Origin of the sequence: Caulobacter sp., from assembly GCF_017744445.1 — a bacterium.
Classification (GTDB): Bacteria; Pseudomonadota; Alphaproteobacteria; order Caulobacterales; family Caulobacteraceae; genus Caulobacter.
Window position 1 is genome coordinate 150,408 of record NZ_JAGIBH010000001.1, and the last position, 25,162, is coordinate 175,569.

The following is a 25,162-nucleotide window of genomic DNA, read 5'->3' on the forward strand; positions in this document are numbered from 1 at the left end:
TTTGCAGCATGGGGAACCGAAACGATCACCTGACGGAAGCCGAGCGTCTCGAGCGTCAAGCCGAGATCGCCGACAACGCCCATGCCCGGGCGGCGCTGCTGCGCATGGCCCAGGCCTCGCGCGGCGCGGCGGCCCTGCTGGGCATGTTCGAGGCCTCGCATGACGACGTCCCGTTCAAGACCTTGAACAGCTAGGCTTCCAGGCAGACGGCCACGCAGCGCCGCGCCAGCTCTTCCGTCGCATCCAGGAACGGCACCGACAGGTCCGACGCGTTCAGCACCAGCGGCACCTCCGTGCAGCCCGCCACCACGCTTTGCGCGCCCTTGCCGACCAGGCGATGGGCGAGGGCGGCCATGGTCTCGCGGGAGGCCTCGCCGACATCGCCCTGCTTGATGCGATAGAGCAGGGCCATGAACTCGACCTGCTCGTGGTCGTCCAGCATCACCACCTCCAGCCCCATGTGCGAGAAGCGGTCGCGATAGAGGCCGAGGGCCAGGCTGGTGCCCAGCACGCCGACGACGGTCGCGCCCTTGGCCTGTGCGGCCAGGCCCGCGGTTTCCAGCATGTCGACCAGGGGGAGGCCGCTTGCGCGGACCTCCTCGGCATAGGCGTGGGCGGTGTTGCAGGCGATCGCCAGCACCTGGGCGCCGCCGTCGCGCAGGCCTGTCGCCATGGCCGCCAGCACGGGGCCTGGATCCGACGTCGAGACATTGCGGTCCGGCACGTGCGGATTGATGTCGACCAGCACCCGCAGGTGATCCTGCTCGCGCTTGACCGGCGTGGCGGCCTGGAGCTTCGCGAGGAAGTCCAGGGTCGCCGCCGGACCCATGCCGCCCAGAACCCCGAGAACCTTGCTCATCAGAGGGCGGGCTCCAGGATGCTCTGATAGCCGAACAGGCCCTGGGCGCCGCCGGTGTGCAGGAACACGACCCGCTCACCCTTGAACGCACCCTTCTTGGCCTGGTCGATCAGGCCCTTCAGCGCCTTGCCGGAGTAGACGGGGTCGAACAGCAGGCCCTCGGTGCGGGCAGCCAGGGTCAGGGCGTCGATCACGCCCTGGTCGACCAGGCCGTAGCCTTCTCCGACATAGTCGCAGTCGGCCACGACGGCCTCGCGCTTGACCTTGCCGGCCGCGCCGATCGTCTCGGCGGTGGCGACGGCCAGGTTGTAGACGTTCTCTTCCTGCTTGGGCTTGGGGGCGCGGACGCCAAAGCCCAGGATCGGAATGTCGACCGAGAGGGCCGCGAAGCCGGCGACCAGGCCCGCGTGGGTGCCAGCGCTGCCGGTGGCGGTGACGAAGCGGTCGAACTTCAGGTCCATCTGGTCGGCCTGGACGACGAACTCGCGGGCGCAGTCGACATAGCCCAGCGCGCCGACCGTATTCGAGCCGCCACCGGGGATGATGTAGGGCTTGCCGCCGCGCTGGCGGACGCTGTCGGCGGTGGCTTCCAGCTCGGCGACCATGTCCGTGCCGCCGGGCACATAGCGGATCGCCGCGCCCATCAGCTTGTCCAGCAGGACGTTGCCGTTGCCCATGTAGTCGCTGGCCTTGGAGCCGGTGCGCTCTTCCAGGATCACTTCGGTCTTCAGGCCAAAGCGCGCGCCGGCGGCGATGGTCTGGCGCACGTGGTTGGACTGAACCGCGCCTTGGGTGACCAGGGTGTCGGCGCCCTGGGCCAGGGCCTCGCCCAGCAGGAACTCCAGCTTGCGGGTCTTGTTGCCGCCGCCGGCCAGGCCGGTGCAGTCGTCGCGCTTGACCCAGAGGTCGATGCCGAGTTCCGCGCCCAGGCGGGGCAAGGGCTCCAGCGGCGTGGGCAGGTGAGCGAAGCGGGCGCGGGGAAAGCGGGCGAGATGCATGAGACGCGGTTCCTGAAGGGACTCGCCGCCTCTGTTAGCACGCCCCGGGCAAAGCGCGAGCTAGCGCTTGCCGGCCGCCGCCGCCGCTGCCTTCTGCTCGCGGATCTGCATGGCCTTGCGCAGGTACTGCTCCTGGACGGCCGCGACCAGTTCGGTGGGGGGCGTGTCCTCGAGTGCGCCGCCGTCCCGCTCGCCGGTCTTGGCCTGGAGGAGATACCAGTTCCGTAGGGTGTCGCATTGGATCCTGGGGATACGGCTGCCCAGCGGCTTGCGGTCCAGGCAGACCACGCGATCGGGCTCTTTCTTCAGCAGGCCGTTCAGGCCTTCAGTGATCTCCAGCCGGGAGGGGACCTCGGCAGCCTTCTTGCCCTCGATCACAAGCGGCGAGACAAGGTTGCCGGGCGGCGGCGAGGCGGGATCCTGGGCGGCCAGCAAGGCTGTGATGGCTAGAAGCAACATGGCCTAGCGCTTCGGGGCGGCTTCCGCCGCATTCTTCTCGGCGCGGATCTGCATGGCCTTGCGCATGTACTGGTCCTGGACGGCGGCGACCAATTCGGTGGGCGGCACGTCCTCGATCGGACCGCCATCCCGCCCACCGGTATTGGCCTGGAACCGATACCACTGGCGAAGCGTGCCGCAATTCCAGCGCGGGATGCGCGAGCCGGTCGGCGTCATCATCAGACAGATCATACGATCCGGCTCTTTTTTCAGCAGGTCGTTCAAGCCATCGGTGATTTCCAGCCTGGACGGGACCTCCGGAACCTTGCGGCCTTCGATCACCAGGGGCGCGACAACATTGCCGGGCGGCGGCGGGACGGGGTCCTGGGCGGCCAACAGCGTCATGAAGGCGAAAAGCAACATGGAACGGCTTCCTTGAAAGCTCCGCGATGGTGAACCGAGGTGGGGTCTGTCGCAACCTTAAATTTAGATGAGGCGCGCCACGCGCATTGTGCGGAAACCATGTCCGGCTTGGTGGCGTGGTGCTATGATCGGTCGCATGAGGCCGGCCCTGAGACCGGCCCAGGGAGGACGACATGAACCGTACGTTCCCGCTCGTCGCGCTCGGCGCGGCGGCGTTTCTTTCCGTTGCTGGCGCCGCCGCCGCCTCGAACCTGGTGATCGGCAGCGGCTCGGCCCAGGAGTGCTCCGACGCCGCCCTCAAGGGCCGCGCCGACAACCGCTCGGTCCTGGCCTGCACCACGGCCTTGCAGGTCGAGACCCTGAACTTCCGCGACCGCGCCCGCACCTATGTGAACCGCGGCGTGCTGCAGATGCGCCAGCGCCAGTTCGGCGCCGCCCGCGCCGACTTCGACCAGGCGTCCAGCATCGATCCCAACCTGGGCGAGGCCTATGTGAATCGCGGCGCGACCTTCGTCGGCGAGGACCGCTATCGCGAAGGCGTCGAGCAGATCGACAAGGGTCTGGCCCTGGGCGTGAAGGACCCTGAGAAGGCGTTCTTCAATCGCGGCCTGGCCAATGAAGGCCTGGGCGATCTGAACGCAGCCTATCGTGACTACAACCGCGCCTCGGAGCTGGCCCCCGACTGGCTGGCGCCGAAGACCGAGCTCGCGCGTTTCACGGTCAAGCGGCCCTGATACGCTTCTGCGCGTCATCGGCCGTCCTGTGACGAGGAGTATCCGATGACGCGTGGGCTTTTATTGCTGACGGCCGGCCTTCTTTTCGGAGGTTTGGCGGTGCTGGGTGGCGCCGCTTACGCCCAGACCGCGCTGCAGGACCGGTTCATGACCGAGCACGCTCTGCAGGATGCTCGCCGCGATCTGATGGCCAGCCAGACCGAAATCCAGAACACCCAGGCGCGCGCCGACACCGCGCTGCGGCTGCGGGGTTTGGACGAGCAGCGCGCCGGGCCGAACCTGCGCCCGCTGACGACGGACGCCGTTCCCAGCCGCGACACCGACCTTTCCGCCTCGACCCAGCAGCTTGAGCGCTTGACGGCGCAGGCTCTGGCCGAGAGCAATGCGCGCATGCGGGCCATCCGGCCGGCCAGCGAACCGAAATAGCACCAGACGCGAGGATCCTATGGAGTGGGAAGGCGGGCGCCGGTCCGGCAACATCGAGGACCGGCGTGGTCTGGGGCCTGTCGGTATCGCCGGCGGCGGCGTGGGCGCGGTGGTGTTGGCCGCCATCGGCTACTTCGTGTTCGGCATCGATCCGCGCACGACCCTGGAGGCGACGCAGGGCCTGCAACAGCCCGCTCAGCAGGAAGGCGTGCGCGGCGAGGTCAGTGACCGCGATGGCCGCTTCGTCGACGTGATCGAGACCTCCAACCGCGAGGTCTGGACGCCGATCTTCCGCAACGAAGGCGTCGACTACCGGCCGCCCGAGGCCATCGTGCTGTACAAGCAGGCCACCGGCACGGGCTGCGGCACGGGGCAGTCGGCCATGGGGCCGTTCTATTGCCCGGCCGACCAGAAGGTCTATCTGGACCTGTCGTTCTGGAGCGAGCTGGAGACCCGCTTCGGCGCCCAGGGCGAGTTCGCTCGCGCCTATGTCATCAGTCACGAGATCGGCCACCACGTGCAGCACCTCTTGGGCGCCGACCAGCAGGCCCGCCGTCTGGGCGCGCGCGGCGAGGAGAGCGGCTCGGTGCGGCTGGAGTTGCAGGCCGACTGCTATGCCGGCGTCTGGGCGGCCCATGCGGGCAAGGTTTCCGGCGGCCAGATTGTCATCAACCGCTCCGACATCCAGGACGGCCTGGGCGCGGCGGCGGCGGTCGGCGACGACACCATCCAGAAGCGCGGCCAGGGCGAGGTGGTCCCAGACAGCTTCACCCACGGCACCAGCGCCCAGCGCCAGCGCTGGTTCACGCGCGGCTACGACCAGGGCGATCCGGCGGCCTGCGACACCTTCTCGGCGTCGCGGCTCTAGGCGCTCGCTGCCTGGACGATCAGGTCGGTGATCGCCTTGGGATGCGAGATCATCGACACGTGGCTGGACGGCAGCTCGATCGTCGTGGCCTTCATCCGCTTGGCCACGAAGCGCTCCAGGTCCGGATTGGTCGTCTGGTCGTTGGCCGAGACGGCGTAGAAGCTGGGCTTCTCGCGCCAGGCGGCGACGGTGGTGCGGTTTGCAAACAGCGTGGCGGCGATGGGCTGCTGGGTGGCGTACAGCGCCAGGGCCTTGGCCGGCGGCAGATCGCCAGCGAAGAAGCGAACGAAGACGTCCTGGTTCAGCCAGGAAAAGCCGTCGACCGTCACCACCCCGGCGCGGACCGGCATGGTCGGATAGGTCGCCGCCAGGGCGTTGAAGTCCTCGCCGACATCCGGCGCGCGGGCGGCGACATAGACCAGGGCGGTGACCTTCGGGTCCAGCCCAGCCTCGGTGATCGGCACGCCGCCCCACGAGTGGCCAACCAGTACGGTCGGGCCGTCCTGCCGCGCCAGCACCCGCCGGGTCGCCGCCACGTCGTCGGCCAGAGAGGTGAGGGGGTTCTGCACCGCCGTGACGTTGAAGCCTTTGGCCTGCAACAGCGGGATCACCTCGCTCCAGCATGAGCCGTCGGCCCAGGCGCCGTGGACCAGCACGATGTTGCGGGCGGTGGTCTTGGCCAGGGCCGGCGTGGCGAGGCCAGCGGCGAGCGCGCCCAGCAGGACGGCGCGGCGGTCGGGATGAAGGATCATGAGCTTGCCCTCGAAGGCGGTGAACTAAGGCGGTCACGCTCCATTCGCGCCGACAAGGGCAAAGGTAACGGCGTTGACGGCTTCGTGATGCCGCTCGCACGCGGCGCTTGACCTGCACGGCAATCGGCCTAGGGTCCGGCCATTGTTCACCGGGGGGTCGCTCGCGCGGCTGAGATTGGGCTTTGGCCCTGACCCGTAGAACCTGATCCGGGTCATGCCGGCGAAGGGAGGGAACGCGGATCGGAGCTTATCGTCCGTCCGTAAACCGACTTAAGCGCGCACGTCCGGGTCTCCTTAAAGCCGAAGGAGCGCCCGAAATGAACATCCAGACGACCATCAAATCCGTGGCCGAGACGATCTCGACCGGCCCGATCCCCGGCTCGCGCAAGGTCTATCAGGCCGGCGAGCTGTTCCCCGAACTGCGCGTGCCGTTCCGCGAGGTGGCCGTCCACCCGTCGGCCAACGAGCCGCCGGTGACCATCTACGACCCGTCGGGTCCGTACAGCGACCCGACCGTGACCATCGACATCGAGAAGGGCCTGCCGCGCACCCGCGAGGCCTTCGTCGTAGCGCGCGGCGACGTCGAGCTGGTGACCCAGCCCCGCCTGGTGAAGCCCGAGGACAACGGCTTCGCCCAGGGCAAGCATCTGGCCCCCGAATTCCCGGCGACCGACCGCAAGATCTATCGCAGCAAGCCGGGCAAGCTGGTCACCCAGCTGGAATACGCCCGCGCCGGGATCATCACGGCCGAGATGGAATATGTCGCCATCCGCGAGAACCTGCGCCGCGAGCAGACCCGCCCGTGCGTGCGCGACGGCGAGGACTTCGGCGCCTCGATCCCGGACTTCGTGACCCCCGAGTTCGTGCGCCAGGAAATCGCCCGCGGCCGCGCCATCATCCCGGCCAACATCAACCACGGCGAGCTGGAGCCGATGGCGATCGGCCGTAACTTCCTGGTCAAGATCAACGCCAATATCGGCAACTCGGCGGTGCTCTCCACTGTCGCCGACGAGGTCGACAAGCTGGTCTGGGCCACGCGCTGGGGCGCCGACACGGTCATGGATCTGTCGACCGGCCGCAACATCCACAACATCCGCGACTGGATCATCCGCAACTCGAGCGTCCCGATCGGCACGGTGCCGATCTACCAGGCGCTGGAGAAGGTCAACGGCGTGGCCGAGGACCTGAACTGGGAGGTCTTCCGCGACACCCTGATCGAGCAGTGCGAGCAGGGCGTCGACTACTTCACGATCCACGCCGGCGTGCGCCTGCCGTTCATCCCGATGACCGCCAAGCGCGTCACCGGCATCGTCAGCCGCGGCGGCTCGATCATGGCCAAGTGGTGCCTGGCCCACCACAAGGAGAACTTCCTCTACGAGCGCTTCGACGAGATCTGCGAGATCATGCGCGCCTACGACGTGTCGTTCTCGCTGGGTGACGGCCTGCGTCCCGGCTCGACCGCCGACGCCAATGACGAGGCTCAGTTCTCGGAACTGCGCACCCTGGGCGAGCTGACCAAGGTGGCCTGGAACCACGGCGTCCAGGTGATGATCGAGGGGCCGGGCCACGTGGCCATGCACAAGATCAAGGCCAACATGGACGAGCAGCTGAAGCACTGCCACGAGGCCCCGTTCTACACCCTCGGCCCGTTGACCACGGACATCGCGCCTGGCTACGACCACATCACCTCGGCCATCGGCGCGGCGATGATCGGCTGGTTCGGCACGGCGATGCTCTGCTACGTCACGCCTAAGGAGCACCTGGGTCTGCCGGACCGCGACGACGTCAAGACCGGCGTCATCACCTACAAGCTGGCCGCCCACGCCGCCGACCTCGCCAAGGGCCACCCGGGCGCTGCGATGTGGGACGACGCCATCAGCCGCGCGCGCTTCGAGTTCCGCTGGGAAGACCAGTTCAACCTGGGCCTGGACCCCGAGACCGCCCGCAAGTTCCACGACGAGACCCTGCCGAAGGAAGCGCACAAGACCGCCCACTTCTGCTCGATGTGCGGACCCAAGTTCTGCTCGATGAAGATCAGCCAGGAAGTCCGCGACTTCGCGGCCGGCAAGGCGCCCAACAGCGCCGAGCTCGGGATGGCGGAGATGAGCGAGAAGTTCAAGGAACAGGGTAGCGAGATCTACCTGAAGACGGAGTAGCGAAGGCACGCTGGGCGGTTGTGAGCGTTTCACCCCATGCCGCCCACAAAGGCGGTGAAAGGGATGTCACTTGAACACCTCTTTGATGGTCGCCTGACCCTCTAAGCGTGGTCGACGCATGGCTCGTTCTTAGGGTGAAAACGGGGAGCCGCAGGCGTTAAATCGACTTCCGAGGCCCGGTTCCGATGGACCGGGCCTTTGTGATTTCGTTTCTCTCAACGTTCGCCGCTCGGCGGGAGCTCCGGCCTTGCGCTGCTTCTCCCGCAGCTCATCCCCGCGAAAGCGGGGACCCAAGCCGAGTCGGCGGGCTAATATCGGAGGCGCGCAATCAAACTGATCGTCAGCTTGGGTCCCCGCTTTCGCGGGGATGAGCGGTTTGGGGGCTGACTGTATTCTTACGGCGAAGATCGAGCTGGGCTAGAATTCGGCCTGTGACAAAGCCGATTTTCGATATTGAGCGCGTCGAGAGAGCACTTCACGAGGCCGCTCGAATAGCGCGTGAGGGCACGCAGGAGGAGCGATCCGGAAAGTTCCTGGGCAAGCAGGTCGCTGTCGAGAACGCGGTCGTCACCCTTCATCAGAAGAAGAGCGCCGCGCGCGGCTGACCACAATTTCACTGGCGCGGCGGGGGAGACACCTTCACCGTCGCGCCCATGAAACGCTTGAGTCTTGCGGCCGTCGCCGTCCTTGCCCTGTCCACGCCGGCCCTGGCCGAAAGCCCGTTCTGGCCCGTCCAGCCCAAGGGCGGGTCCGTGGCGGCTGAACTGCGGGGCGCGTGGAAGTCGCGGGGTTATGGCTGGATCGTGCAGTTCGGGCCGGACGGCGCGCAGCTGTTCCAGGCCGCCGGCGAGGCCTGCTATCCCGATCCCCGCAACGAGCCTGACCCCGACGGGGTGCTCAGCCAGTGGCGGCCCGAGGGGCAGGGGGCGATCACCCTGACCGGGGATCCGGACGGCACGCGCTACATGTTCGACCGTCTGCCGAACCTGCCCAATGCCTGCATCAGCGCGGCCGGCTGGACGCCCGACCGCATCGTCGCCTTCGCGGCCGACACCTTCGCCGAGCTCTATCCGCGCCCGGGCATCGACTGGAAGGCGCGCAAGGCCGCTACGCTGGCCAAGGTCACGCCCAGCTCGACCGAGTTCCAGCTGTGGACCGCCCTGGCCGACCTGCTGGCGGGCCTGGATGATCCGCATGTCGAGCTGCACGGCATGGTCGACGGCAATCGCCGCGACCTGGAGCCTGGCGACGCCCCGACCCTGATGCGCGTGCGCGCCGCCGATCCGGCCGGCGACGAGAAGACCTGGCTGCAGGCCTATCGTGAGGGGATCCTGACCCAGGTCCTCCAAGGCAAAGGGCGGCAGGCGGGCGCCAACCGCGTGTTCTGGGGCCGTGTTGACGACATTGGCTATCTGAACCTGGTGACGATGGGCGCCTTCGCTCGCAACGCCGCGCCGGACGATCCCCGGCCCCTGGACGCCATCCTGGATGAGGCCATCGCCGCCTTCGCCGGGGCCAAGGCGGTGATCGTCGACGTCAGCAACAACCGGGGCGGCTACGACACCATCAGCGCGCGGGTCGCCGGCCGCTTTGCCGACGCCTCGCACCTGGCCTATTCGAAGGTCGGCGTCGGGGCCAAGGCGTCGTTGCAGCCCGTGCGGGTCGAGCCGGCCAGCGGGGCGCGCTTCACCGGGCCGGTCTATCTGGTGACCAGCGACGTCACGGTCAGCGCTGGCGAGACCTTCACCCTGATGATGAAGGCCCTGCCCAATGTGAAGCAGGTCGGTGGAACTACGCGCGGGGCCTTCTCGGACCAGCTGCCCAAACCGCTGCCCAACGGTTGGGCCCTGGGCCTACCGGCCGAGACCTACAAGGGACCCAAGGGCGAGGACCTGGAGGGCAGGGGGCTGGCGCCCGACATGCCGCTGACGGTGTTCCCCGACAATGATCTGACCGGCGGTCACGCCAAGGCCATTCAGGGCCTGATGCAGAAAATTCGCGAGGACGTCCGCTAGGCTGTCGGAACCGCCGGTCGTCCCACGTCCTTGGTTCGTCAACGACGATCACAAGGAGGAACCTCATGGCCTATGTCGATGGTTTTCTGGTGCCGGTCCCCAAGGACAAACTGGACGCCTACAAGGAGATGGCCGAGCTCGGGGCCAGGGTCTGGATGGAGTACGGCGCCCTGTCGTATGTCGAGTGCGTCGCCGACGACGTGCCCTATGGCGAGCTGACCTCGTTCCCGCGTGCGGTGCATGCGCAGGAGGGCGAGATCGTGATCTTCTCGTGGATCACCTACAAGGACCGCGCCAGCCGCGACGAGATCAACGCCAAGGTCATGGCCGACGAGCGGCTGAACGGCTACATGGACAAGATGCCGTTCGACGGCAAGCGGATGATCTTCGGCGGCTTCCAGCCGTTCCTTGAACGCTGACGCGTCCAGGTTGCGCCGCTCGCGGAAGAGTCTTGCGAGCGGCGGCCGATTTCGACGTGCTCGAGCATCCTGCGGCCCAATGGCGCAGTTTGTTTCTCATTTGTAACATAATTTCCAATGCAACACGTCACTGCTCAAAATGTGACGTTATTTCAATGCTCAGGCCGCGATGCAGGGCCTGAAAGACACACCCGTGTGCGGTTTATGCTGCATTGCCTTTTCTTAGCGCCGGGGGGCGTTGCGAGGCAGGGCGCAGGCCCGTAAGGAGCGGCAACCCAGCGTTGGCGTCGACACGTGTCGGCGTCTTCCGTCACTCCTGTTTCACGGGCCTCTATGACCCTTTCGACCGTGCTTCTCTACGGCCTGGCCGCCGCCGCGTTTGATCCCGCGACCACCGTGAGCGCGCCCCTGGCGCCGGCGGCCGTGGAGCAGGCCAAGCCGCAGGTGAAGGACGACGGTCCCAATGAGGTCGAGGGCCTGACCATCCAGGCCGATCCGCGCGGCAAGGTCGAGGGGATGATCGAGCCGGAGATCGAGCTGAACGAAGCCGAGATCCAGAGCTTCGGCGCGACCAGCATCGGCGAACTGATGACCATGCTGACGCCCCAGACCACCAGCACGCGCGGCCGCGATGGCGGCGGCGGGCCGGTGATGCTGGTCAATGGCCGCCGCATCTCGGGCTTCCAGGAGATCCAGGGCATCCCGCCCGAGGCGATCGAGAAGTTCCAGGTCCTGCCAGAGGAGGTTGCGCTCAGCTACGGCTACAAGGCCGACCAGCGGGTCGTGAACATCATCCTCAAGAAGAACTACAACGCCCTGATGACCCAGGTGGCGGCGACGGTCGCCACGGACGGCGGGCGCATCGACCCGAACGCCGGCGCCAACCGCGTGCACATCAACGGCGACAAGCGCTGGAACGTCGACCTGCAGGTCTCCCACGACCCGTACCTGCTGGAGAAGGACCGCGACATCGTCCGCTCGCCCAATGGCCAGCCGTTCGACCTAGTGGGCAATGTCGGCGGCATCGGCGGCGGCCAGCTGGATCCGGCCCTGTCGGCCCTGGTCGGCGGCCCGGTGACCTTCGCCGGCGTGCCGAGTTCCGCCCTGGTCGGCCGCGCGGGCCTGTCGGAGTTCGTCTCCAGCGCCAACCGCTACAACACCGGCGACCTGACCCGCGACCGCTCGCTGATCGCACAGTCGGACAAGGCCACGCTGAAGGGCTCCTACAGCATGGATCTGAACCGCCAGACCCAGCTGACCATCACCGGCAATCTCGAGGACAGCAGCAGCCGTTCGCTGCTGGGTCTGCCGGGCGTGACCTTCAACCTGCCGACCGGCAGCCCGTTCTCACCGTTCTCGCAGGCCGTGAGCGGCTATCGTTTCATTGATGCGCCCAGCGCCATGACGCGCGACGTCGACACGCTGCGCACCCAGGTCAGCACGGCCGCCAACGGCCGGATCAAGGACTGGCGCTGGAACCTGACCGGCGACTTCGACCGCACCACGACCGACACCACCACGGGCCGCGGCCTGGACGTCACCGCCTTCCAGGCGGCGGTGACGGCGCGCGATCCCAACGTCAATCCGTTCGGCTACATCTCGCCCAGCCTGTACAAGACCGCCGCGCCCGACACCGCCCACTCGGTCTCGACCTCGGCCAGCGCCGAACTGGTGCTGAACGGCAACCTGTTCCAGGTCCCGGCCGGCGCGCTGCAGACGACCCTGAAGATCGGGGCCAACAGCAAGAGCCTGGACTCCAAGACCGTCCGTTCGGGCGTGACGACCACGCGCGACATCACCCGCACCACCGAAAGCGTCCAGGGCAGCTTCAGCCTGCCGCTGACCAGCACGCGCCAGAACGTCCTGGCCAAGGTCGGCGACCTGTCGGTCAACTTCAACGCCGGCTATGACGAGCTGTCGGACCTGGGGGGGCTGACTACCCTGGGCGGCGGCGTGAACTGGTCGCCGATCAAGAAGATCAGCCTCATCGCCAGCTTCACCGACGAAGAGGGCGCGCCGACCACCAACCAGATCAACGATCCGGTGGTCGTGACGCCCAACGTCTCGGTGTTCGACTTCACCACCGGCCAGACGGTGATCATCAACCGCACCGACGGCGGCAACGCGGCCCTGCGCAACGACAACCGCCAGGTCCAGAAGCTGGGCGTGAACTACAAGCCGATCGAGAAGATCGAGCTGACCTTCAACGCCACCTACACGCGGTCCGAGACCAAGAACATGATCGCCTCGTTCCCGGCCATCACGCCGGACCTGGAGGCCGCGTTCCCCGACCGCTTCACGCGCGACGCCACGGGCCGCCTGCTGGCCATCGACGCGCGGCCGGTGAACTTCGCCAGCGCCGAGACCGAGAACATTCGCTGGGGCTTCAACCTGTTCAAGGCGGTCGGCCAGCCGACGCCGGGCGCGCCGGGGGGCTTTGGCGGTCCGGGCGGTGGTCGCGGTCCCGGTGGCGGCGGCATGATGCGCATGGGCGGCGGCGGTCCCGGTGGTCCGGGCGGCGGCATGGGCGGCCCGCCTCCCGGCATGATGCGGCCGGGGCAGGGCATGTTCCAGCTTTCGGTCTATCACACCTGGCGCCTGACCGATGAGATCACCGTCCGCAAGGGCCTGCCGGTGCTGGACCAGCTGGACGGCTCGGCGCTGAGCGCGCGCGGCGGCCAGGCGCGGCACGAGCTGCAGATCCAGGGCGGCTACTTCAAGGACGGCCTGGGCATGCGCTTCAACGGCGCCTGGAAGGCCTCGACCTGGGTCAATGGCGGCGCGACTGGCGGCCAGACGCTGTACTTCTCGGACCTGGCGACGGTGGGTGTGAACTTCTTCGCCAACTTCGCCGTCCCGGCCCGCAAGAAGGCGGTCGACAAGTTCCCGATCCTGAAGGGCGCTCAGGTGTCGCTGAACTTCGAGAACCTGCTCGACACCAAGCAGACCGTCCGCGACCAGAACGGCGCCACGCCCCAGGCCTATCAGAAGGACTATCTGGACCCGCTGGGCCGCACGGTGCGGATCAACTTCCGCAAGCTGTTGAGCTAGGGTTTGGCGGGCGGCGGGGGCACGTTCTTCAGCTCGATTTCGGTCTGAGGTGCGCCGCCCCGCTGCTTGCGAATGTAATCCAGCTCGGCCTTGGCCGTCGGGTGATCGGGTTCGAGCTTCAGGGCGGCGACATAGGCGGCCTCGGCCTCGTCCAGGCGCTTCAGCTCGATCAGGACAAAGCCCTTGCCGCGCAGCAGTCGGCCCTCGGCGCCGCGGTTCAGCCCCTTGGTGACGAAGTCGAGCTTCTCGGCCTTCTCGTAGAGCGCAAGGGCGTCGGAGAACTGACGGAGCACGACCATGGCCATGCCGCGCTCGGCGAGCAGCACTAGGTTGCCGGGTTGCAGGGCCAGCCCTCGATCCAGATAGGCGATGGCCTTCCGTGGATCGCGCCGCTCGTTGGCCAGCGAACCCAGCATCATCGCGGCGACGGCGTAGGTGTTCATGCCCACGGCGAACGTCTCGCCCTTGGCCTGAATGGCTCCCGCGAGCGCCCCCGCGCCCGGGCCAGATGCGCCGGTGAAGCGGATGTTCGTCACGTCGCCCACACGCTCGATCTGAGGATAGTGGGCCGGCGCATGGTCCAAGACCGCGATCAGGTCTTTCTCCATCGGCGCCATTGCCGTGAATGAGCCGGCTTGCTGGGCCTTGCGCACAACGGCTTGGTCCGCCGCTTCCTGGGCGGAGAGCTGGATCTGCGCGATCTGCGCCGCCGCCGGCGGAGCAGGTAGGGAAGCGGTCGCCAGGGATGCGGCGAACAACAGAGCGATCAGACGCATGGCGGCTCCTAAGGATACCGGCAGGCTAGGCGCCTCACGCATTAAATCAACCTCCGCGTCAGTGGTTGGCCCGTAATCGCTCCTTAAACTGTCAGGCGCACCCTGTGCGTCTGAGCGGCCGCTTCGGCCGGATCGGAGGCCGTCATGGCGATCATGACTTCCAGCACGCGGCGTACGGGCGACCACTTCGAGCCCAGCGACGTCGATCCCCAGGTCCAGCGCCGGCTGCGCGGCTATCTCGAGCAGATCGACTACACCGCTTTCGCGTCGAACAAGGCCGTATTGGGCGCGACCGTGGCCCATGCCGACGCTGAGCGCTTTCAAAGGCTCGCCGTCGCCGCCGCCACCGCCCGCGCCAAGTGGGTGGCCGAGGCCGCGTCGATGACCGAGGCGGGGACCACCCTGTCCGAAGCCCAGGTCGCGCGCCTGGCCCATCTGCGGGCGACCTATGAGGAGCTGTCGGCGGTCTACGAGGCCACGCGGCGGATGGTCGAGCGGGGCTACATCGCCTATCGGCCCTCGCAAGCCTAATTTACCCGGATATTATTGACTTCGCATTTCATCCGGGTAAAAGGCGCGCCCTAGGAGGTTCGCCATGTCCGGACGCAAGGCGCTGCTGCGCGAATACAAGGAACGCAAGGTCGAGGCCGGCATCTACGCCGTGCGCTGCCCAGTGACGGGGCAGGCTTGGGTCGGGGCGACGGCCGACCTGTCCACCCGCCAGAATGGCATCTGGTTCTCGCTGCGCCTCGGCTCGCACCGCGACAAGTCCCTGCAGGCGGCCTGGAACACGCACGGCGCCGAGGCCCTCGCCTTCGAAGCCGTGGAGGCGGTCGACGTCGAGGGACTGGACAGGTTCGGGCGAGACAGCCGACTGAAGGAACGTCGTGAGCACTGGATCGCGGCCATGAACGCCACGGGGCTGTTGTGATGGAAGAGTTGTACGTGGTGTTCCACGGCCAGGACCGCGTGGCCGCCGGTTCGCGCCTGGACGCGGCCCTGGCGGCTCAGCGGCTGATGGGCGAGGCGGGTGTCCTGATCTTCGGACCCGACGGCCGAGGCGTCGACTTCGACCTCAGCGGCGGCCCTGAAGCGATCGCCGCGCGACTCTCCCCGCCGGCCGAGGCGCCGCGCGGACGAGGCCGGCCCAAGCTGGGTGTGACGGCGCGCGAGGTGACTCTGCTGCCTCGCCACTGGGACTGGCTGGCCAGCCAGCCGGGCGGCGCGTCGGTGGCGCTGCGCAAGCTGGTGGAGGCCGCCCGCCGTGAGAACGAGGGACCTGACCGCATCCGCGCCGCCCGCGAGGCGGCTTACCGCTTCGCCTCGGCGATCGGCGGCGACCTGCCAGGCTTCGAGGAGGCCATGCGGGCGCTGTTCGCCGGCGACTATGCGGGCTTCGAGACGCGCATCCAGGCTTGGCCCGCCGACATCGCCGCACAGCTGCGCACCTATGCCGCCGAGGCCTTTGGTCCAGACATGACGGAGGTTTAAGCGGCGCGCCGCCGGGACGCATGGCAGGGTCGGTTTCGGAGGGACCCCATGAACCACGTGAAGACCGCGCTCGCGGCGCTGCTGCTGACCTCGTGCGCCGGCGCGGCCATCGCCCAGACCGTCAAGATCCTGCCCGAGCGGCCCTATCTGGAAGCGACCGCCGCCGGCCCCAGCGCTAATTTCGACATCCTGGTCCGTAATGACGGCGACAAGCCGATGGAGGTCGGGCAGCTGACCGTCCACATCGCCGACGCCTCGGGTCGCGAGGTGCTGGAGCGCCGCGTTGACGGCAATGGCGTGGCCGCCTCGGTCAAGACCCTGGCCATCGCGCCGCTGAAGCCCGGCGAGTCGCGGCTGATGTTCAATCCGTTCCCGCTGATCCCGGCCGACATCGCGCCCGGCGGCGTGCGGGTCGAGGTCGAGCTGTCGCCCAGCGAGGGGGAGGACGCGACCGTGAAGGGTTCGGCCAAGGCGGGCTTTCGCGCCCCGCCAGCCTCGGCCCTGAAGCTGATGATGCCGCTGGCCGGCAAGGTCTGGGTCTGGGACGGCCACGACCACCTGGCCCATCACCGGCGCTGGGACTACCACCACCCGGCCCTGTTGGGTTTCGGCTTCACCAGCAACGCCATGCGCTATTCGTACGACTTCGTGCGACTGGACGAGGCGGGTCTGGACCACGCCGACGATCCCAAGCGGAACGAGGACTACTACAGCTTCGGCCAGCCGGTGCGCGCGCCGGCCGATGGGGTGGTGGTCGACACCGAGAACGCCCAGACCGACGATGGCAAGTTCGATCCGTCTACCTTCAAGGCGCGCTCGAACCTGGTGCTGGGCAACTACGTCATCATCCGCCACGCCGACGGCCTCTACAGCGCCCTGGGACACCTGAAGCAGGGCAGCGTGACGGTGAAGGCCGGCGACAGGGTCAAGGCCGGCCAGACGGTGGCCGCCGTCGGCAGCTCCGGGACCTCGATGTTCCCGCACCTGCACTATCAGCTGATGGACGGCCCCGACTTCGCCGCCGAGGGCGTGCCCAGCGCCTTCACCGGCCTGACGCGGGTGCGAGGGGACAAGCGCACGCCCTGGCCGTCGGGCGCGATCGATAGCGGAGACGTGGTGGAGAGCAAGTAGCGTGCTCCGCTCCCCCTTTTTGCCTTCCTAGGCCTTGTGCCTAGGACCCATCGCGCCGCCAGGCCGGACGTGGCCGGTAAAGCGTCGACCTACGCGCTAGATCCGGGAGCTCGGAGGCGCTGAACCATGGGTCCTAGGCACAAGGCCTAGGAAGGCGGGGTGGAGACTAGGGGTTTGATTTAGCCACCACCTCGTCCAGCACCGCCTTGTAGGCCGTCTCGAACGGGGCCTTGTCGCTGTCGGGCTTGGCCGGCCACAGTGGGCGCAGGGCGGCGGTGCGGGCGGCGGCGTCGCGCAGCCAGGCGGGATCGGCCTTGGCCAGCTTGGCGATCCGCGCCTCCACGTCCGCCTTGGGGCGACCGTCATAGGCCAGCAGCGAACGTAGCGCCCACAGGGCCTGCTCGTCGGCATTGGGCTTGGCCGAACCCGGCGCGCGATGGGCCGTCCAGCGGATGGCGTCGACCAGCTGGGCGCGGTAGCGCGGGTCGTCCCAGGTACTGGGCGTGTGGCCGAGGTTCGAGTGGTACAGGCGACCCTGGCCGATCTGGCGGGTCCAGGTGATCGGCACGAACCACGGACGCTTCAGCGGCGTCTCGGTGAAGTCCAGGGCCTGCAGCACGCGCACCTTTGCCGGATCATAGTCCGAGTACTGATAGATCTCCTCGGCGAAAGCGAACCGGGCGGGCCAGGCGGTGTTCAGCGGGTCCTTGCCGCCCAGCGCCTGCACCGTGATCGGCGTGCCTTGCGTCCAGGGATGGCCGGCGAACTTGCCGTTGATGAAGGCGGTATAGGTCTGACCGGGACCCGCATAGTCCCAGTGGGTGTCGGTCGAGCTGTGCAGGCCCAGGAACCCGCCCTTGCCGCTCTCGACCCACTTCTGGATCGCCGCCCAGTTCTCGGCGGGGATCGGCAGCTCACCGGTGGTGTAGAAGGCCAGGACGTCGACGTCCTTTAGCTTTTCGGGCGTGATGGTGCGGGCGTCCTGGGTCGACTCGACCGTGAAGGCCCCCGACTTGGCGCCGATCTCGGCCAGGGCAATCTCGGACGGCGTCGGGCCGTTGCTGTTCTTGGGTCGCGCGACGGGCCGGTGGACGAAGCCGACCGACTGGTCGAGATACAGCACGCGGATCTTCGGCGCGGCTTCGGCCGTGGAAACGGAGAGCGCGGCGACCGCCGCGATGAGGGTCAGCAGGCGGGCCATTGTTCTTCTCAGTGTTTGGGTTGCAGCAGGTCCCAGCGATTGCCGGACAGGTCCTCGAATACCGCCACCGTGCCATAGGCCTCGTGGCGGGGCTCCTCCAGGAAGGTGACGCCGGCGGCGCTCATGCGGGCGTGGTCGCCGGCGAAGTCGTCGGTGTGCAGGAACAGCCAGACGCGACCGCCGCCTTGCTGGCCGATCGCCGCCGCCTGATCGCCGGTGGCGCGGGCCAGCAGGAAGTTGGTTCCATCGCTGCCGGGCGAGACGACGACCCAGCGCTTGCCGTGGCCCATGTCGGTGTCTTCCACCAGGGTGAACCCCAGCTTGCCGACATAGAAGCCGATCGCCTCGTCATAGTCGGCGACGAGCAGGGACACGAGAGCGACGCGGCGGGCCATTTGCGACTCCTTGTTCGGAGGCGATTGCATAGCATGCGTCAGGCGGTTGTCAGCGTCGGCGTTCTAGAACGGCGCCCATCCTTCCCGAAGACCAGGAGATTTCCCATGAACCGCTCGCTGATCCTGACCCTCGCCGCGCTGGCCATCGCTCCGGCCGCCCTGGCGGACGCGCCCAAGACCAAGGTCACCGAGGTCGCGGTCAAGGATATCCCCGCCGCCGTCACCTCGGTCGTGAAGGCCGCCGCGCCGGGCATGACCATCAAGGAAGCCGAGCTGAAAGAGCGCGCCGACCGCCGCTACTACGACGTCGAGGGCGTGATGCCGGATGGTTCGGAGATCGAGTTCGACCTGCTGGAAAAGAACGGCGGCTGGGAGATCGTCGAGACCCAGCGCGACGTGGCCTGGGCGTCAGCGCCGCAGATCGTGCGGGACGCGGCCGCCGCGTCGGGCAAGGCGATCAAGCCGGTCCGCGTCATCGAGAGCAAGCAGACCGACGGCATGGTGATCTACGAGCTGTTCGCGGCCGGCAAGCCCGACGAACCTTCGATGGAGGTCAGCCTGAAGGACGGTCACGCCAAGGTGCTGGCCGAGGTGTGGCCGCACTAACCATTCCCGAACTCCGATCTCTCCGGCGAAAGCCGGGGCCCAGATTCATCCGGAGAATTTGGGGTGAGTGCGCCTAATTCTGCGCCTCGACGTCGGGCGCCCTGGGTTCGATCTGGGCCCCGGCTTTCGCCGGGGAAGTCGGGGAGGGGGCTAACCCCCATTGTACCCGCCAATAATCGGCAGGATCTCGCCCGTGATGTAGCTAGCCGTCTGGGGCGAGGCCAAAAACACGTAGGCCGGCGCGATCTCCTCGGGTTGCGCCGCCCGCTTCATCGGGGTCTTGGCCCCGAACTCGGCGACGTCCGGACCTAGCTTGTCGGCCGGGTTTAGCGGGGTCCAGACCGGGCCGGGCGCCACGGCGTTCACGCGGATGCCCTTCTCGATCAGGTGCGTGGCCAGCGACCGCGTGAAGGCGTGGATGCCGCCCTTGGTCAGGGAGTAGTCCAGCAGGTCCTTGTTGCCGAGCAGGCCGGTGACCGAGCCGGTATTGATGATCGAACCGCCGTTGGGCAGATGCTTCACCGCCGCCTTGGCCATGTGGAAATAGCCATAGAGGTTGGTCCGCAGGGTGCGGTCGAAGTGCTCTTCGGTCAGGTCCTCGAAGTCGAGTACGTGCTCCTGGAAGGCGGCGTTGTTGACCAGGATGTCCAGCCGGCCGAACTCGGCGACGGTCCGCTCGACCGCCGCCTTGGCATAGGCGGGGTCGGCGACGTCGCCGGGCAATAGGATGGCGCGACGGCCCTCGCGTTCGACGGCTTCTTTAGTCTCCTGGGCGTCGGTGTCTTCACTGAGATAGCCGATGGCCACGTCCGCGCCTTCGCGGGCGAACAGCACCGCCACGGCGCGGCCGATGCCGCTGTCGGCGCCGGTGATCAGGGCGACCTTGTGCTCCAGCTTGCCCGAGCCCTTGTAGAAGGGCGCGTCGTACATCGGGGCGGGGTCCAGCTTGTATTCTTCGCCCGGCTTGGCCTGGTGCTGCTCGGGGAAGGGCGGGGCCGGGTAGGGGCGGGCGCCCGCCTGCATGGCGTGACTCTTCTTGGGGTCTTCTTCCTTGGGCTCGAAGGACCTCTGCTCCTTGGCGTCCAGCGGCGCCTGGATGTCACGATAGGCCTGGGCGACGCGTTCGCCGGTCTGTTCGAACTCGGGGGTCTGGTTCTCGGACATGGCGCGCTCCTGAAGGACTGAGCCTCGAAAACCACTGGCCGGGAGCGATGTTCCAACCTGCGCCGAATGGGTGTTGCCGCAAAAGCAGGCATGCGCCACCTTGCGCCCCTTCTTTGACATTGGTGACGACCATGCCGCGCGACGCGGCCGGAACGGCGCTTCCTCCGAAGCGGCCGCGCGGCCCCATCATGACCGATCTGATCGAACTGCTCCGCCTGGCGGGGCCGGTGATCCTGTCGCGCCTGGGCATCATGGTCATGGGCCTGACGGACGCCATCGTCGTCGGCCACTTCTCGGCCCAGCAGCTGGGCTTCCACGCCATGGCCTGGGCGCCGTCGTCGATCTTCGTGACCATGAATGTCGGCTTGTTGGTCGGGGTGCAGGTGATGACCGCCCGCGCCATCGGGGCCGGCAAGCGGCACGAGACCGGCGCGGTGCTGCGCCGGGGCCTCAGCTACGGCCTGGGACTGGGCCTGGCCTCGATGGTGTTGCTGGCGCTGTTCGGCTCGCTGTTCCTCCACAGCCTGGGCCTGAAGGACGGCCTGGCGGACGGCGCGACCATTCCGCTGATCGTCTTCTCGCTGTCGCTACCGGTCTATGCCGTCTCGGTCGTCTTGACCTTCTGGCTGGAGGGCCTGTCGCGGCCGGGGCCGGGCGCGGTGTTCATGTGGCTGGCCAATGTCGTCAACCTGGCCGCCAACCTGCTGCTGGTGCCCGGGACCTTCGGCCTGCCGGCGCTAGGGGCGACAGGCGGGGCCTGGTCGACCTTCATCGCCCGCACCGCCCTGATGCTGGCCCTGGCCATCTATGTCTTGCGCATGAAGGAGGCCCGCGACCTGGGCGTCTTCGACAAGCCGCCGCGCGACAAGCCGGCCGAGATCGAGCAGCGCAAGATCGGCTACGGGGCCGGCGCGTCGAACTTCTTCGAGGTCTCGGCCTTCGCCGGCATGAATCTGGTCTGCGGCTGGATCAGCGCCATCGCGGTGGCCGCCTACACCGTGGTGCTGAACGTCTCGGCGATCATCTTCATGATCCCGCTGGGCATGGCGACCGCCACGGCCGTGCAGGTCGGCCGGGCCTATGGCGCGCGCGATCCGGAAGGCATGAAGCGCGCCGGCTGGATCGCCTTCGCGGTGATCGGCGCAGTGGGCGTGCTGTCGGGCCTGATCCTGTACCCGACCAAGCACTGGGTGGCCCTGGCCTATACGACCGACCCGGCGGCTTTGCAGATGATCCTGCCGGCCCTGGTGCTGGCCTGCTTCTTCCTGGCCCCGGACGCCGTTCAGGTGGTGGCGGCCCAGGCCCTGCGGGCGCGCGGCGAGGTGTGGGTCCCGACGGTGACGCACCTGATCAGCTACGCCCTGGTCATGGGTCCGCTGGCCTGGTTCCTGGCCATCCCCAGAGGCATGGGCCTGAACGGGGTGCTGGTCTCGATCATCGTCACCAGCTTCCTGGCGGCCGGCTTCCTGCTGACCCGGTTCCGGATGCTGGACTGGCGCGATCGGAAGAATTCTCCTTCTCCCCTTGCGGGAGACGGTGTCAGCGCAGCTGACGGATGAGGGGTTGAAAGGCCTGTCGGGTAGCGGAGCGCGACCCCTCACCCGACCGCCTTCGGCGGCCACCCTCTCCCGCAAGGGGAGAGGGGGTTAAGCCCCCAGGATCCAGCCTTCTTCCGTCTCGGCGGCCACGACGGCGTCCTCGGACAGCCCCTTGGGCGCTTCGAAGATCGCGCCCAGCTTGCCGGCTTCGTCCAGCTTGGCGAAGTGTTCGGCCAGGCCCCGCACCTGGGCCAGGTCCTTGACCTCGCCGGCGGCCGGAACGGCCTTGATCAGCGACGGGTAGACCTCGGCGACCACGGTGGCGACGCCGTCCAGGTCGGCCTCGGTCAGGGTCTTGAAGCCCGTCTCGAACGGCCACACCCGCACGGTCTCGCCGCGCGCGTCCTTGAGGCGGCGCACGGCCGGGATGCCGACGATCGCCTGACCGCCGACCGAGCCGTTGTAGTAGAGCTTCCAGATCGAGTGCGCGCCCTTGGCCGCCTCGTCAGCGTAGCGGAACTCCGGCAGATCGTCCGGACCATGCTCACGCGGGCGCTTGGGCTGCAGGGTGGTCAGGGCGTCCTTGGGCGGGCAGCCCCAGAACGGGAAGGGGCCACCGGTCAGGCGGCGGTTGATTTCCGAGCCGACGCCGAAGCGGTTGTTGGTGTTGTCGGCCTTGTCCTTGACCATCTTGGCCAGCTGGTCCCAGACCGCGCGCCAGCGGACCTCGCCCGGCAGCGACAGGGCCGCCGACAGCCCGCGCGGGAAGCCCAGCGGGAAGTCGAAGCCCACCAGGGCGCGCTCATTGCGCTTCTTCAGGTCGTCGAGGATGGCGGCCAGCCGGGTCTCGGCCTCGCCGCGCGTGGCGGGATTGTAGCTCTCGAAGGTGAGGCGGAAGCGCACGTCGCGCTTGAGAACGCCGATCCAGATGGAGTCCGCGCCGGTCGTCGGCTTGGCGGCCGCGCTCCAGTCGACGATCACATAGGCGCTGAACAGACGCGACACGGCACGCGGCTCCGAGAGAGAGGAAGCCGCGCTTCTACTCCGCCGAGAGCCTTCTAACCAGCCTAGGAAAGCGCTTGACGCCTGTTATCAGGCGGCGTCGCGCACTTCGTTGCTGGGGCCGATCGGGCTGCCGTTGCGGGCGAACCAGCGGATCGGCGGCTCGCACGACGGGCCCAGGGCCGCGCGGACGATGGCCGGCGGGCGGCGCTCTTCCGGGGTCATGAACAGGCCGTTGGTCTTCAGCTTCAGGCCGGCGACCTTGTTGGCGCCCAGCATGGTCAGCGGCACGGCGACGATCAGGCCCAGCAGGATCGGAGCGGTCGAGGTGAACAGGTCCGGCGTGAACCAGAACACCGCGCCCAGGGCCAGGCCGGTGGCGCTGATCCAGCCCATGGCGGCGCAGGCTTCCTTGAAGCTGACCTTGTCGGCGTCGCGGCGCTGGGTGGCCCAGCCGCCGACCTTGCCGGCCATGATCTCGATGATCGCGCGGGTCTGAGTGAACATCAGCATCGGGGCGACCAGCGCCGAGAGCAGCATCTCGACGGCCAGGCCGGCGGCCACGCGGCGCTTGCCGCCGAAGCCCTTGGTCTCCTGCTTGCGCGAGAACACCAGGATCGAGCCCAGGATCTTGGGGCCGAACAGCAGCACGAAGGTGATGATCATGGCCCAGGCGGTGGCCTGGATCTCGCGCCAGTCGATCAGCGCATGGGCGGCGGCCTGCAGGTCGGCCATGGTGAAGGCCGCCTTCTTCAGCTCGGGCATCAGGGCGCGCGAGGTGATACCGGCCGACAGGGCGATGAACCACAGCGGCGACAGGGCGTAGCTGAGCACGCCGATCACCAGGTGCAGGCGGCTCATCCAGTGCAGGCCGGGCAGGGCGATCAGCGGCACGTGCTGGACGTTGCCGCGGCACCAGCGGCGATCGCGGGTGGCGAAGTCCAGCAGGTTCGAGGGGCTCTCCTCGTACGAGCCTTCCAAATACGGGGCCAGGTGGACGCTCCAGCCGCCGCGGCGCAGCAGGGCGCTTTCCAGGGCGTCGTGGCTCATCACTTCACCGCCGAACGGCTTGGGACCGCCCAGGTGCGGCAGGCCGCAGGTCTCGGCGAAGGCGCGCGTGCGGACGATGGCGTTGTGGCCCCAGAACGAGCTCTCCGTGCCCGACCACCAGGCCAGGCCGGTCCAGGCGACGCGGCCGTACAGGCGCGTGGCGAACTGCAGGGTGCGCGCGAAGATCGTCTGGGCGTTGATGATCATCGGCATGGTCTGGATCAGACCGGCGCCCGGGTGACGCTCCATGGCGTCGGCCAGGCGGACCATGGCCTCGCCGGTCATCAGGCTGTCGGCGTCCAGCACCAGCATGTGCTCGTAGGCGCTGCCCCAGCGGCGCACCCAGTCGGCGACGTTGCCGGCCTTGCGGCCCGTGTTTTCCTTGCGGACGCGGTAGAAGACGTTGCTGTGGGCCTCGCGGCGGAAGCGGGCGAAGCAGGCCTGCTCGGCCAGGGCAACTTGCGCGTCGCGGGTGTCGCTGAGGACGAAGATGTCGAAGTGGCGGCTCATGCCCGTCTCGGCGATCGAGGCGTCCATGGCGCGCAGGCGGGCGAAGACGCCGGCGGCGTCCTCGTTGTGCACCGGCATCAGGATGGCGGTGCGGGTGTGCAGCTTGGGCATGGGCGCTTCGCCGTCGATGCCCAGCGGATCCTTGGGCTTGCCCAGCAGGATCGCGAAGCCCGCCACGGCGGTGCAGAACCACAGCGACAGCGCCAGGAACAGCGGGGCCAGCAGCACCACGACCACGGCTTCCAGACGGGTCACGCCGCCCAGGGCCACGGTGTCGAAGGTGGCCTTCCAGCCGGCGAAGCCCATGACGATGGTCGCCAGGGCCACGACCCAGCGGCGCATGGTCATGTTGGCGGTGAGCGCGGTGGCGCGGCGCGGGCCGCCTTGCCAGAAGCCCAGCGGCTGGACCGGCATGGCCAGCGGCACTTCCGCCGGGATCTCGACCGTGTCACGGCGAACGACCTGATCGAGGGTGACGCTCGTGGAGGAGCGTACGTCGAAGAGGCTGGAGCGATCGCTCATATCGTCAGATCTCGGACTTTTTCCGGCGGGCCGGGCTCTCTCCGCTATTTCGACGCCGAGAGCCTCTTTCCGCCCCGCCGCGCCTCCGCTAGGGGAAGGCGATGGGGTGTGTGACAGCTCGATGACGGTCGAAGCCGACGTGGAGAGCCGTCGGTTACCCCTACAGTAAAACTTCGATCACAAATTCGCTACCGGAAATCACGCCGATTTCGCAGTTGCGAGAAAAAACATGGGGGGCGCGCCGCGCGAGCGACGCTCGCCGTTTTGGGGAATTTCGGTAAGCCTATGAATTTCCGATATTTTATCGCCGCGTTTGCCGTTCTCAGCTTGACCGCATGTGGACAAGCTTCACAGGACGGGCGTTCAAAACCGGGCGTCGTCGAGGCCATGCCGTCAACGGAATCGCTACCCGCCTATGATGCGCAGGGGGTGATTTCCAGCTTGGATGGGCAAATTCTCACGCTCGATCACGACGGCGCGAGCGCGGCGGGTCTCAAGCCTGGCCGCAACCAGTTCAAGGTCTATGCGGACACCATCGCCGAGGCGCCCATCACGCCGGGCTCGCGCGTGAAGTTCCAGTTCAAGAAGACGCCGACGGGGCTCGAACTGTTCAAGCTCGAACCCCGCGACTGACGGG

Annotated in this window: 27 protein-coding genes and 1 riboswitch; of the genes, 16 read left to right on the forward strand and 11 right to left on the reverse strand. The window is 67.8% G+C overall.

Annotated elements, in window-relative coordinates; translation table 11 throughout:
* Window positions 1-8: 8 nt before the first annotated feature.
* Window positions 9-194, forward strand: coding sequence for a hypothetical protein (locus J7528_RS00785; protein WP_291870367.1), 186 nt, complete (start codon window positions 9-11; stop codon window positions 192-194).
* On the opposite strand, the gene J7528_RS00790 is transcribed toward J7528_RS00785, so the two are convergent.
* The 4 genes from J7528_RS00790 to J7528_RS00805 are packed head-to-tail and all read right to left on the reverse strand — an operon-like array spanning window position 191 to window position 2,718.
* Window positions 191-859, reverse strand: coding sequence for an amino acid racemase (locus tag J7528_RS00790; RefSeq protein ID WP_291870369.1), 669 nt, complete (start codon window positions 857-859; stop codon window positions 191-193). The genes J7528_RS00785 and J7528_RS00790 overlap by 4 nt on opposite strands.
* On the reverse strand, window positions 859-1,857 hold the full coding sequence (locus tag J7528_RS00795) for a D-cysteine desulfhydrase (RefSeq protein ID WP_291870371.1): 999 nt from the start codon (window positions 1,855-1,857) through the stop codon (window positions 859-861). The genes J7528_RS00790 and J7528_RS00795 overlap by 1 nt, the downstream gene beginning before the upstream one ends.
* A 60-nt stretch (window positions 1,858-1,917) precedes the next feature.
* Window positions 1,918-2,316 (reverse strand): hypothetical protein, encoded by a 399-nt coding sequence (locus J7528_RS00800; protein WP_291870372.1) that lies wholly within the window; start codon window positions 2,314-2,316, stop codon window positions 1,918-1,920.
* A 3-nt stretch (window positions 2,317-2,319) separates the two neighbouring features.
* A complete protein-coding gene (locus J7528_RS00805; RefSeq protein ID WP_291870374.1) occupies window positions 2,320-2,718 on the reverse strand; it encodes a hypothetical protein in 399 nt (132 codons plus the stop codon).
* A gap of 173 nt (window positions 2,719-2,891) precedes the next feature.
* Here J7528_RS00805 and J7528_RS00810 point away from each other — a divergent pair, with 173 nt between their 5' ends.
* The 3 genes from J7528_RS00810 to J7528_RS00820 are packed head-to-tail and all read left to right on the forward strand — an operon-like array spanning window position 2,892 to window position 4,746.
* The gene (locus J7528_RS00810) at window positions 2,892-3,452 is read left to right on the forward strand and encodes a hypothetical protein (RefSeq protein ID WP_291870376.1); all 561 of its coding nucleotides are present in this window, start codon (window positions 2,892-2,894) and stop codon (window positions 3,450-3,452) included.
* 45 nt (window positions 3,453-3,497) lie between these two features.
* Window positions 3,498-3,878 (forward strand): hypothetical protein, encoded by a 381-nt coding sequence (locus tag J7528_RS00815; protein WP_291870378.1) that lies wholly within the window; start codon window positions 3,498-3,500, stop codon window positions 3,876-3,878.
* 19 nt (window positions 3,879-3,897) lie between these two features.
* The gene (locus J7528_RS00820; RefSeq protein ID WP_291870380.1) at window positions 3,898-4,746 is read left to right on the forward strand and encodes a neutral zinc metallopeptidase; all 849 of its coding nucleotides are present in this window, start codon (window positions 3,898-3,900) and stop codon (window positions 4,744-4,746) included.
* Here the strand turns inward: J7528_RS00820 and J7528_RS00825 are convergent.
* Window positions 4,743-5,498 carry an alpha/beta hydrolase gene (locus tag J7528_RS00825; protein ID WP_291870382.1) on the reverse strand — a complete coding sequence of 252 codons (756 nt, stop codon included), beginning with the start codon at window positions 5,496-5,498 and terminating at the stop codon, window positions 4,743-4,745. The two genes, J7528_RS00820 and J7528_RS00825, sit on opposite strands and share 4 nt — an antisense overlap.
* A gap of 140 nt (window positions 5,499-5,638) precedes the next feature.
* Window positions 5,639-5,744, forward strand: a riboswitch (TPP riboswitch).
* Between the two features lie 71 nt (window positions 5,745-5,815).
* Here J7528_RS00825 and thiC point away from each other — a divergent pair.
* The 5 genes from thiC (at window position 5,816) to J7528_RS00850 (ending at window position 13,139) form a co-directional block, all read left to right on the forward strand.
* Entirely contained in the window at window positions 5,816-7,654 is a 1,839-nt protein-coding gene (thiC, locus tag J7528_RS00830) for a phosphomethylpyrimidine synthase ThiC (RefSeq protein ID WP_291870384.1), read from the forward strand.
* 431 nt (window positions 7,655-8,085) lie between these two features.
* Entirely contained in the window at window positions 8,086-8,259 is a 174-nt protein-coding gene (locus J7528_RS00835) for a hypothetical protein (RefSeq protein WP_291870386.1), read from the forward strand.
* Between the two features lie 48 nt (window positions 8,260-8,307).
* The gene (locus J7528_RS00840; protein WP_291870388.1) at window positions 8,308-9,669 is read left to right on the forward strand and encodes a S41 family peptidase; all 1,362 of its coding nucleotides are present in this window, start codon (window positions 8,308-8,310) and stop codon (window positions 9,667-9,669) included.
* Window positions 9,670-9,734: 65 nt separating this feature from the next.
* On the forward strand, window positions 9,735-10,088 hold the full coding sequence (locus J7528_RS00845) for a DUF1428 family protein (protein WP_291870390.1): 354 nt from the start codon (window positions 9,735-9,737) through the stop codon (window positions 10,086-10,088).
* Between the two features lie 333 nt (window positions 10,089-10,421).
* On the forward strand, window positions 10,422-13,139 hold the full coding sequence (locus tag J7528_RS00850) for a TonB-dependent receptor (RefSeq protein WP_291870392.1): 2,718 nt from the start codon (window positions 10,422-10,424) through the stop codon (window positions 13,137-13,139).
* Here the strand turns inward: J7528_RS00850 and J7528_RS00855 are convergent.
* Entirely contained in the window at window positions 13,136-13,915 is a 780-nt protein-coding gene (locus J7528_RS00855) for a tetratricopeptide repeat protein (RefSeq protein WP_291870394.1), read from the reverse strand. The genes J7528_RS00850 and J7528_RS00855 overlap by 4 nt on opposite strands.
* Window positions 13,916-14,059: 144 nt before the next feature.
* On the opposite strand from J7528_RS00855, the gene J7528_RS00860 reads away from it, so the two are divergent.
* The 4 genes from J7528_RS00860 to J7528_RS00875 all read left to right on the forward strand — a co-directional run bounded on the left by J7528_RS00860 (window position 14,060) and on the right by J7528_RS00875 (window position 16,537).
* Window positions 14,060-14,446 (forward strand): hypothetical protein, encoded by a 387-nt coding sequence (locus J7528_RS00860; RefSeq protein WP_291870396.1) that lies wholly within the window; start codon window positions 14,060-14,062, stop codon window positions 14,444-14,446.
* 64 nt (window positions 14,447-14,510) lie between these two features.
* Entirely contained in the window at window positions 14,511-14,846 is a 336-nt protein-coding gene (locus J7528_RS00865; RefSeq protein WP_291870398.1) for a GIY-YIG nuclease family protein, read from the forward strand.
* Window positions 14,846-15,406, forward strand: coding sequence for a DUF2239 family protein (locus tag J7528_RS00870; protein ID WP_291870400.1), 561 nt, complete (start codon window positions 14,846-14,848; stop codon window positions 15,404-15,406). The genes J7528_RS00865 and J7528_RS00870 overlap by 1 nt, the downstream gene beginning before the upstream one ends.
* Window positions 15,407-15,454: 48 nt before the next feature.
* Window positions 15,455-16,537, forward strand: a complete 1,083-nt coding sequence (locus J7528_RS00875) for a peptidoglycan DD-metalloendopeptidase family protein (protein WP_291870402.1) — start codon at window positions 15,455-15,457, stop codon at window positions 16,535-16,537.
* 166 nt (window positions 16,538-16,703) lie between these two features.
* Here the strand turns inward: J7528_RS00875 and J7528_RS00880 are convergent, their stop codons facing one another.
* Window positions 16,704-17,738 (reverse strand): ThuA domain-containing protein, encoded by a 1,035-nt coding sequence (locus J7528_RS00880; protein ID WP_291870404.1) that lies wholly within the window; start codon window positions 17,736-17,738, stop codon window positions 16,704-16,706.
* Window positions 17,739-17,746: 8 nt separating this feature from the next.
* Window positions 17,747-18,133, reverse strand: coding sequence for a VOC family protein (locus tag J7528_RS00885; RefSeq protein ID WP_291870406.1), 387 nt, complete (start codon window positions 18,131-18,133; stop codon window positions 17,747-17,749).
* A 105-nt stretch (window positions 18,134-18,238) separates the two neighbouring features.
* On the opposite strand from J7528_RS00885, the gene J7528_RS00890 reads away from it, so the two are divergent.
* On the forward strand, window positions 18,239-18,739 hold the full coding sequence (locus tag J7528_RS00890) for a hypothetical protein (RefSeq protein ID WP_291870407.1): 501 nt from the start codon (window positions 18,239-18,241) through the stop codon (window positions 18,737-18,739).
* Between the two features lie 150 nt (window positions 18,740-18,889).
* Here J7528_RS00890 and J7528_RS00895 read toward each other — a convergent pair whose 3' ends face one another.
* Window positions 18,890-19,903, reverse strand: coding sequence for an SDR family oxidoreductase (locus tag J7528_RS00895; protein WP_291870409.1), 1,014 nt, complete (start codon window positions 19,901-19,903; stop codon window positions 18,890-18,892).
* Between the two features lie 113 nt (window positions 19,904-20,016).
* Between J7528_RS00895 and J7528_RS00900 the strand changes: the two genes are divergently transcribed.
* The gene (locus J7528_RS00900) at window positions 20,017-21,462 is read left to right on the forward strand and encodes an MATE family efflux transporter (RefSeq protein WP_291870411.1); all 1,446 of its coding nucleotides are present in this window, start codon (window positions 20,017-20,019) and stop codon (window positions 21,460-21,462) included.
* Between the two features lie 87 nt (window positions 21,463-21,549).
* On the opposite strand, the gene J7528_RS00905 is transcribed toward J7528_RS00900, so the two are convergent.
* Together J7528_RS00905 and mdoH are read right to left on the reverse strand one after the other, a co-directional pair.
* Window positions 21,550-22,446: a cobalamin biosynthesis protein CbiG gene (locus J7528_RS00905; protein ID WP_291870412.1), complete on the reverse strand. Its 897-nt coding sequence runs from the start codon at window positions 22,444-22,446 to the stop codon at window positions 21,550-21,552.
* A gap of 87 nt (window positions 22,447-22,533) precedes the next feature.
* Window positions 22,534-24,525, reverse strand: a complete 1,992-nt coding sequence (gene mdoH / locus J7528_RS00910) for a glucans biosynthesis glucosyltransferase MdoH (RefSeq protein WP_291870414.1) — start codon at window positions 24,523-24,525, stop codon at window positions 22,534-22,536.
* A 285-nt stretch (window positions 24,526-24,810) separates the two neighbouring features.
* Between mdoH and J7528_RS00915 the strand changes: the two genes are divergently transcribed.
* Complete coding sequence (locus tag J7528_RS00915) at window positions 24,811-25,158, forward strand: copper-binding protein (RefSeq protein WP_291870416.1); 348 nt, start codon at window positions 24,811-24,813, stop codon at window positions 25,156-25,158.
* Window positions 25,159-25,162: the final 4 nt, after the last annotated feature.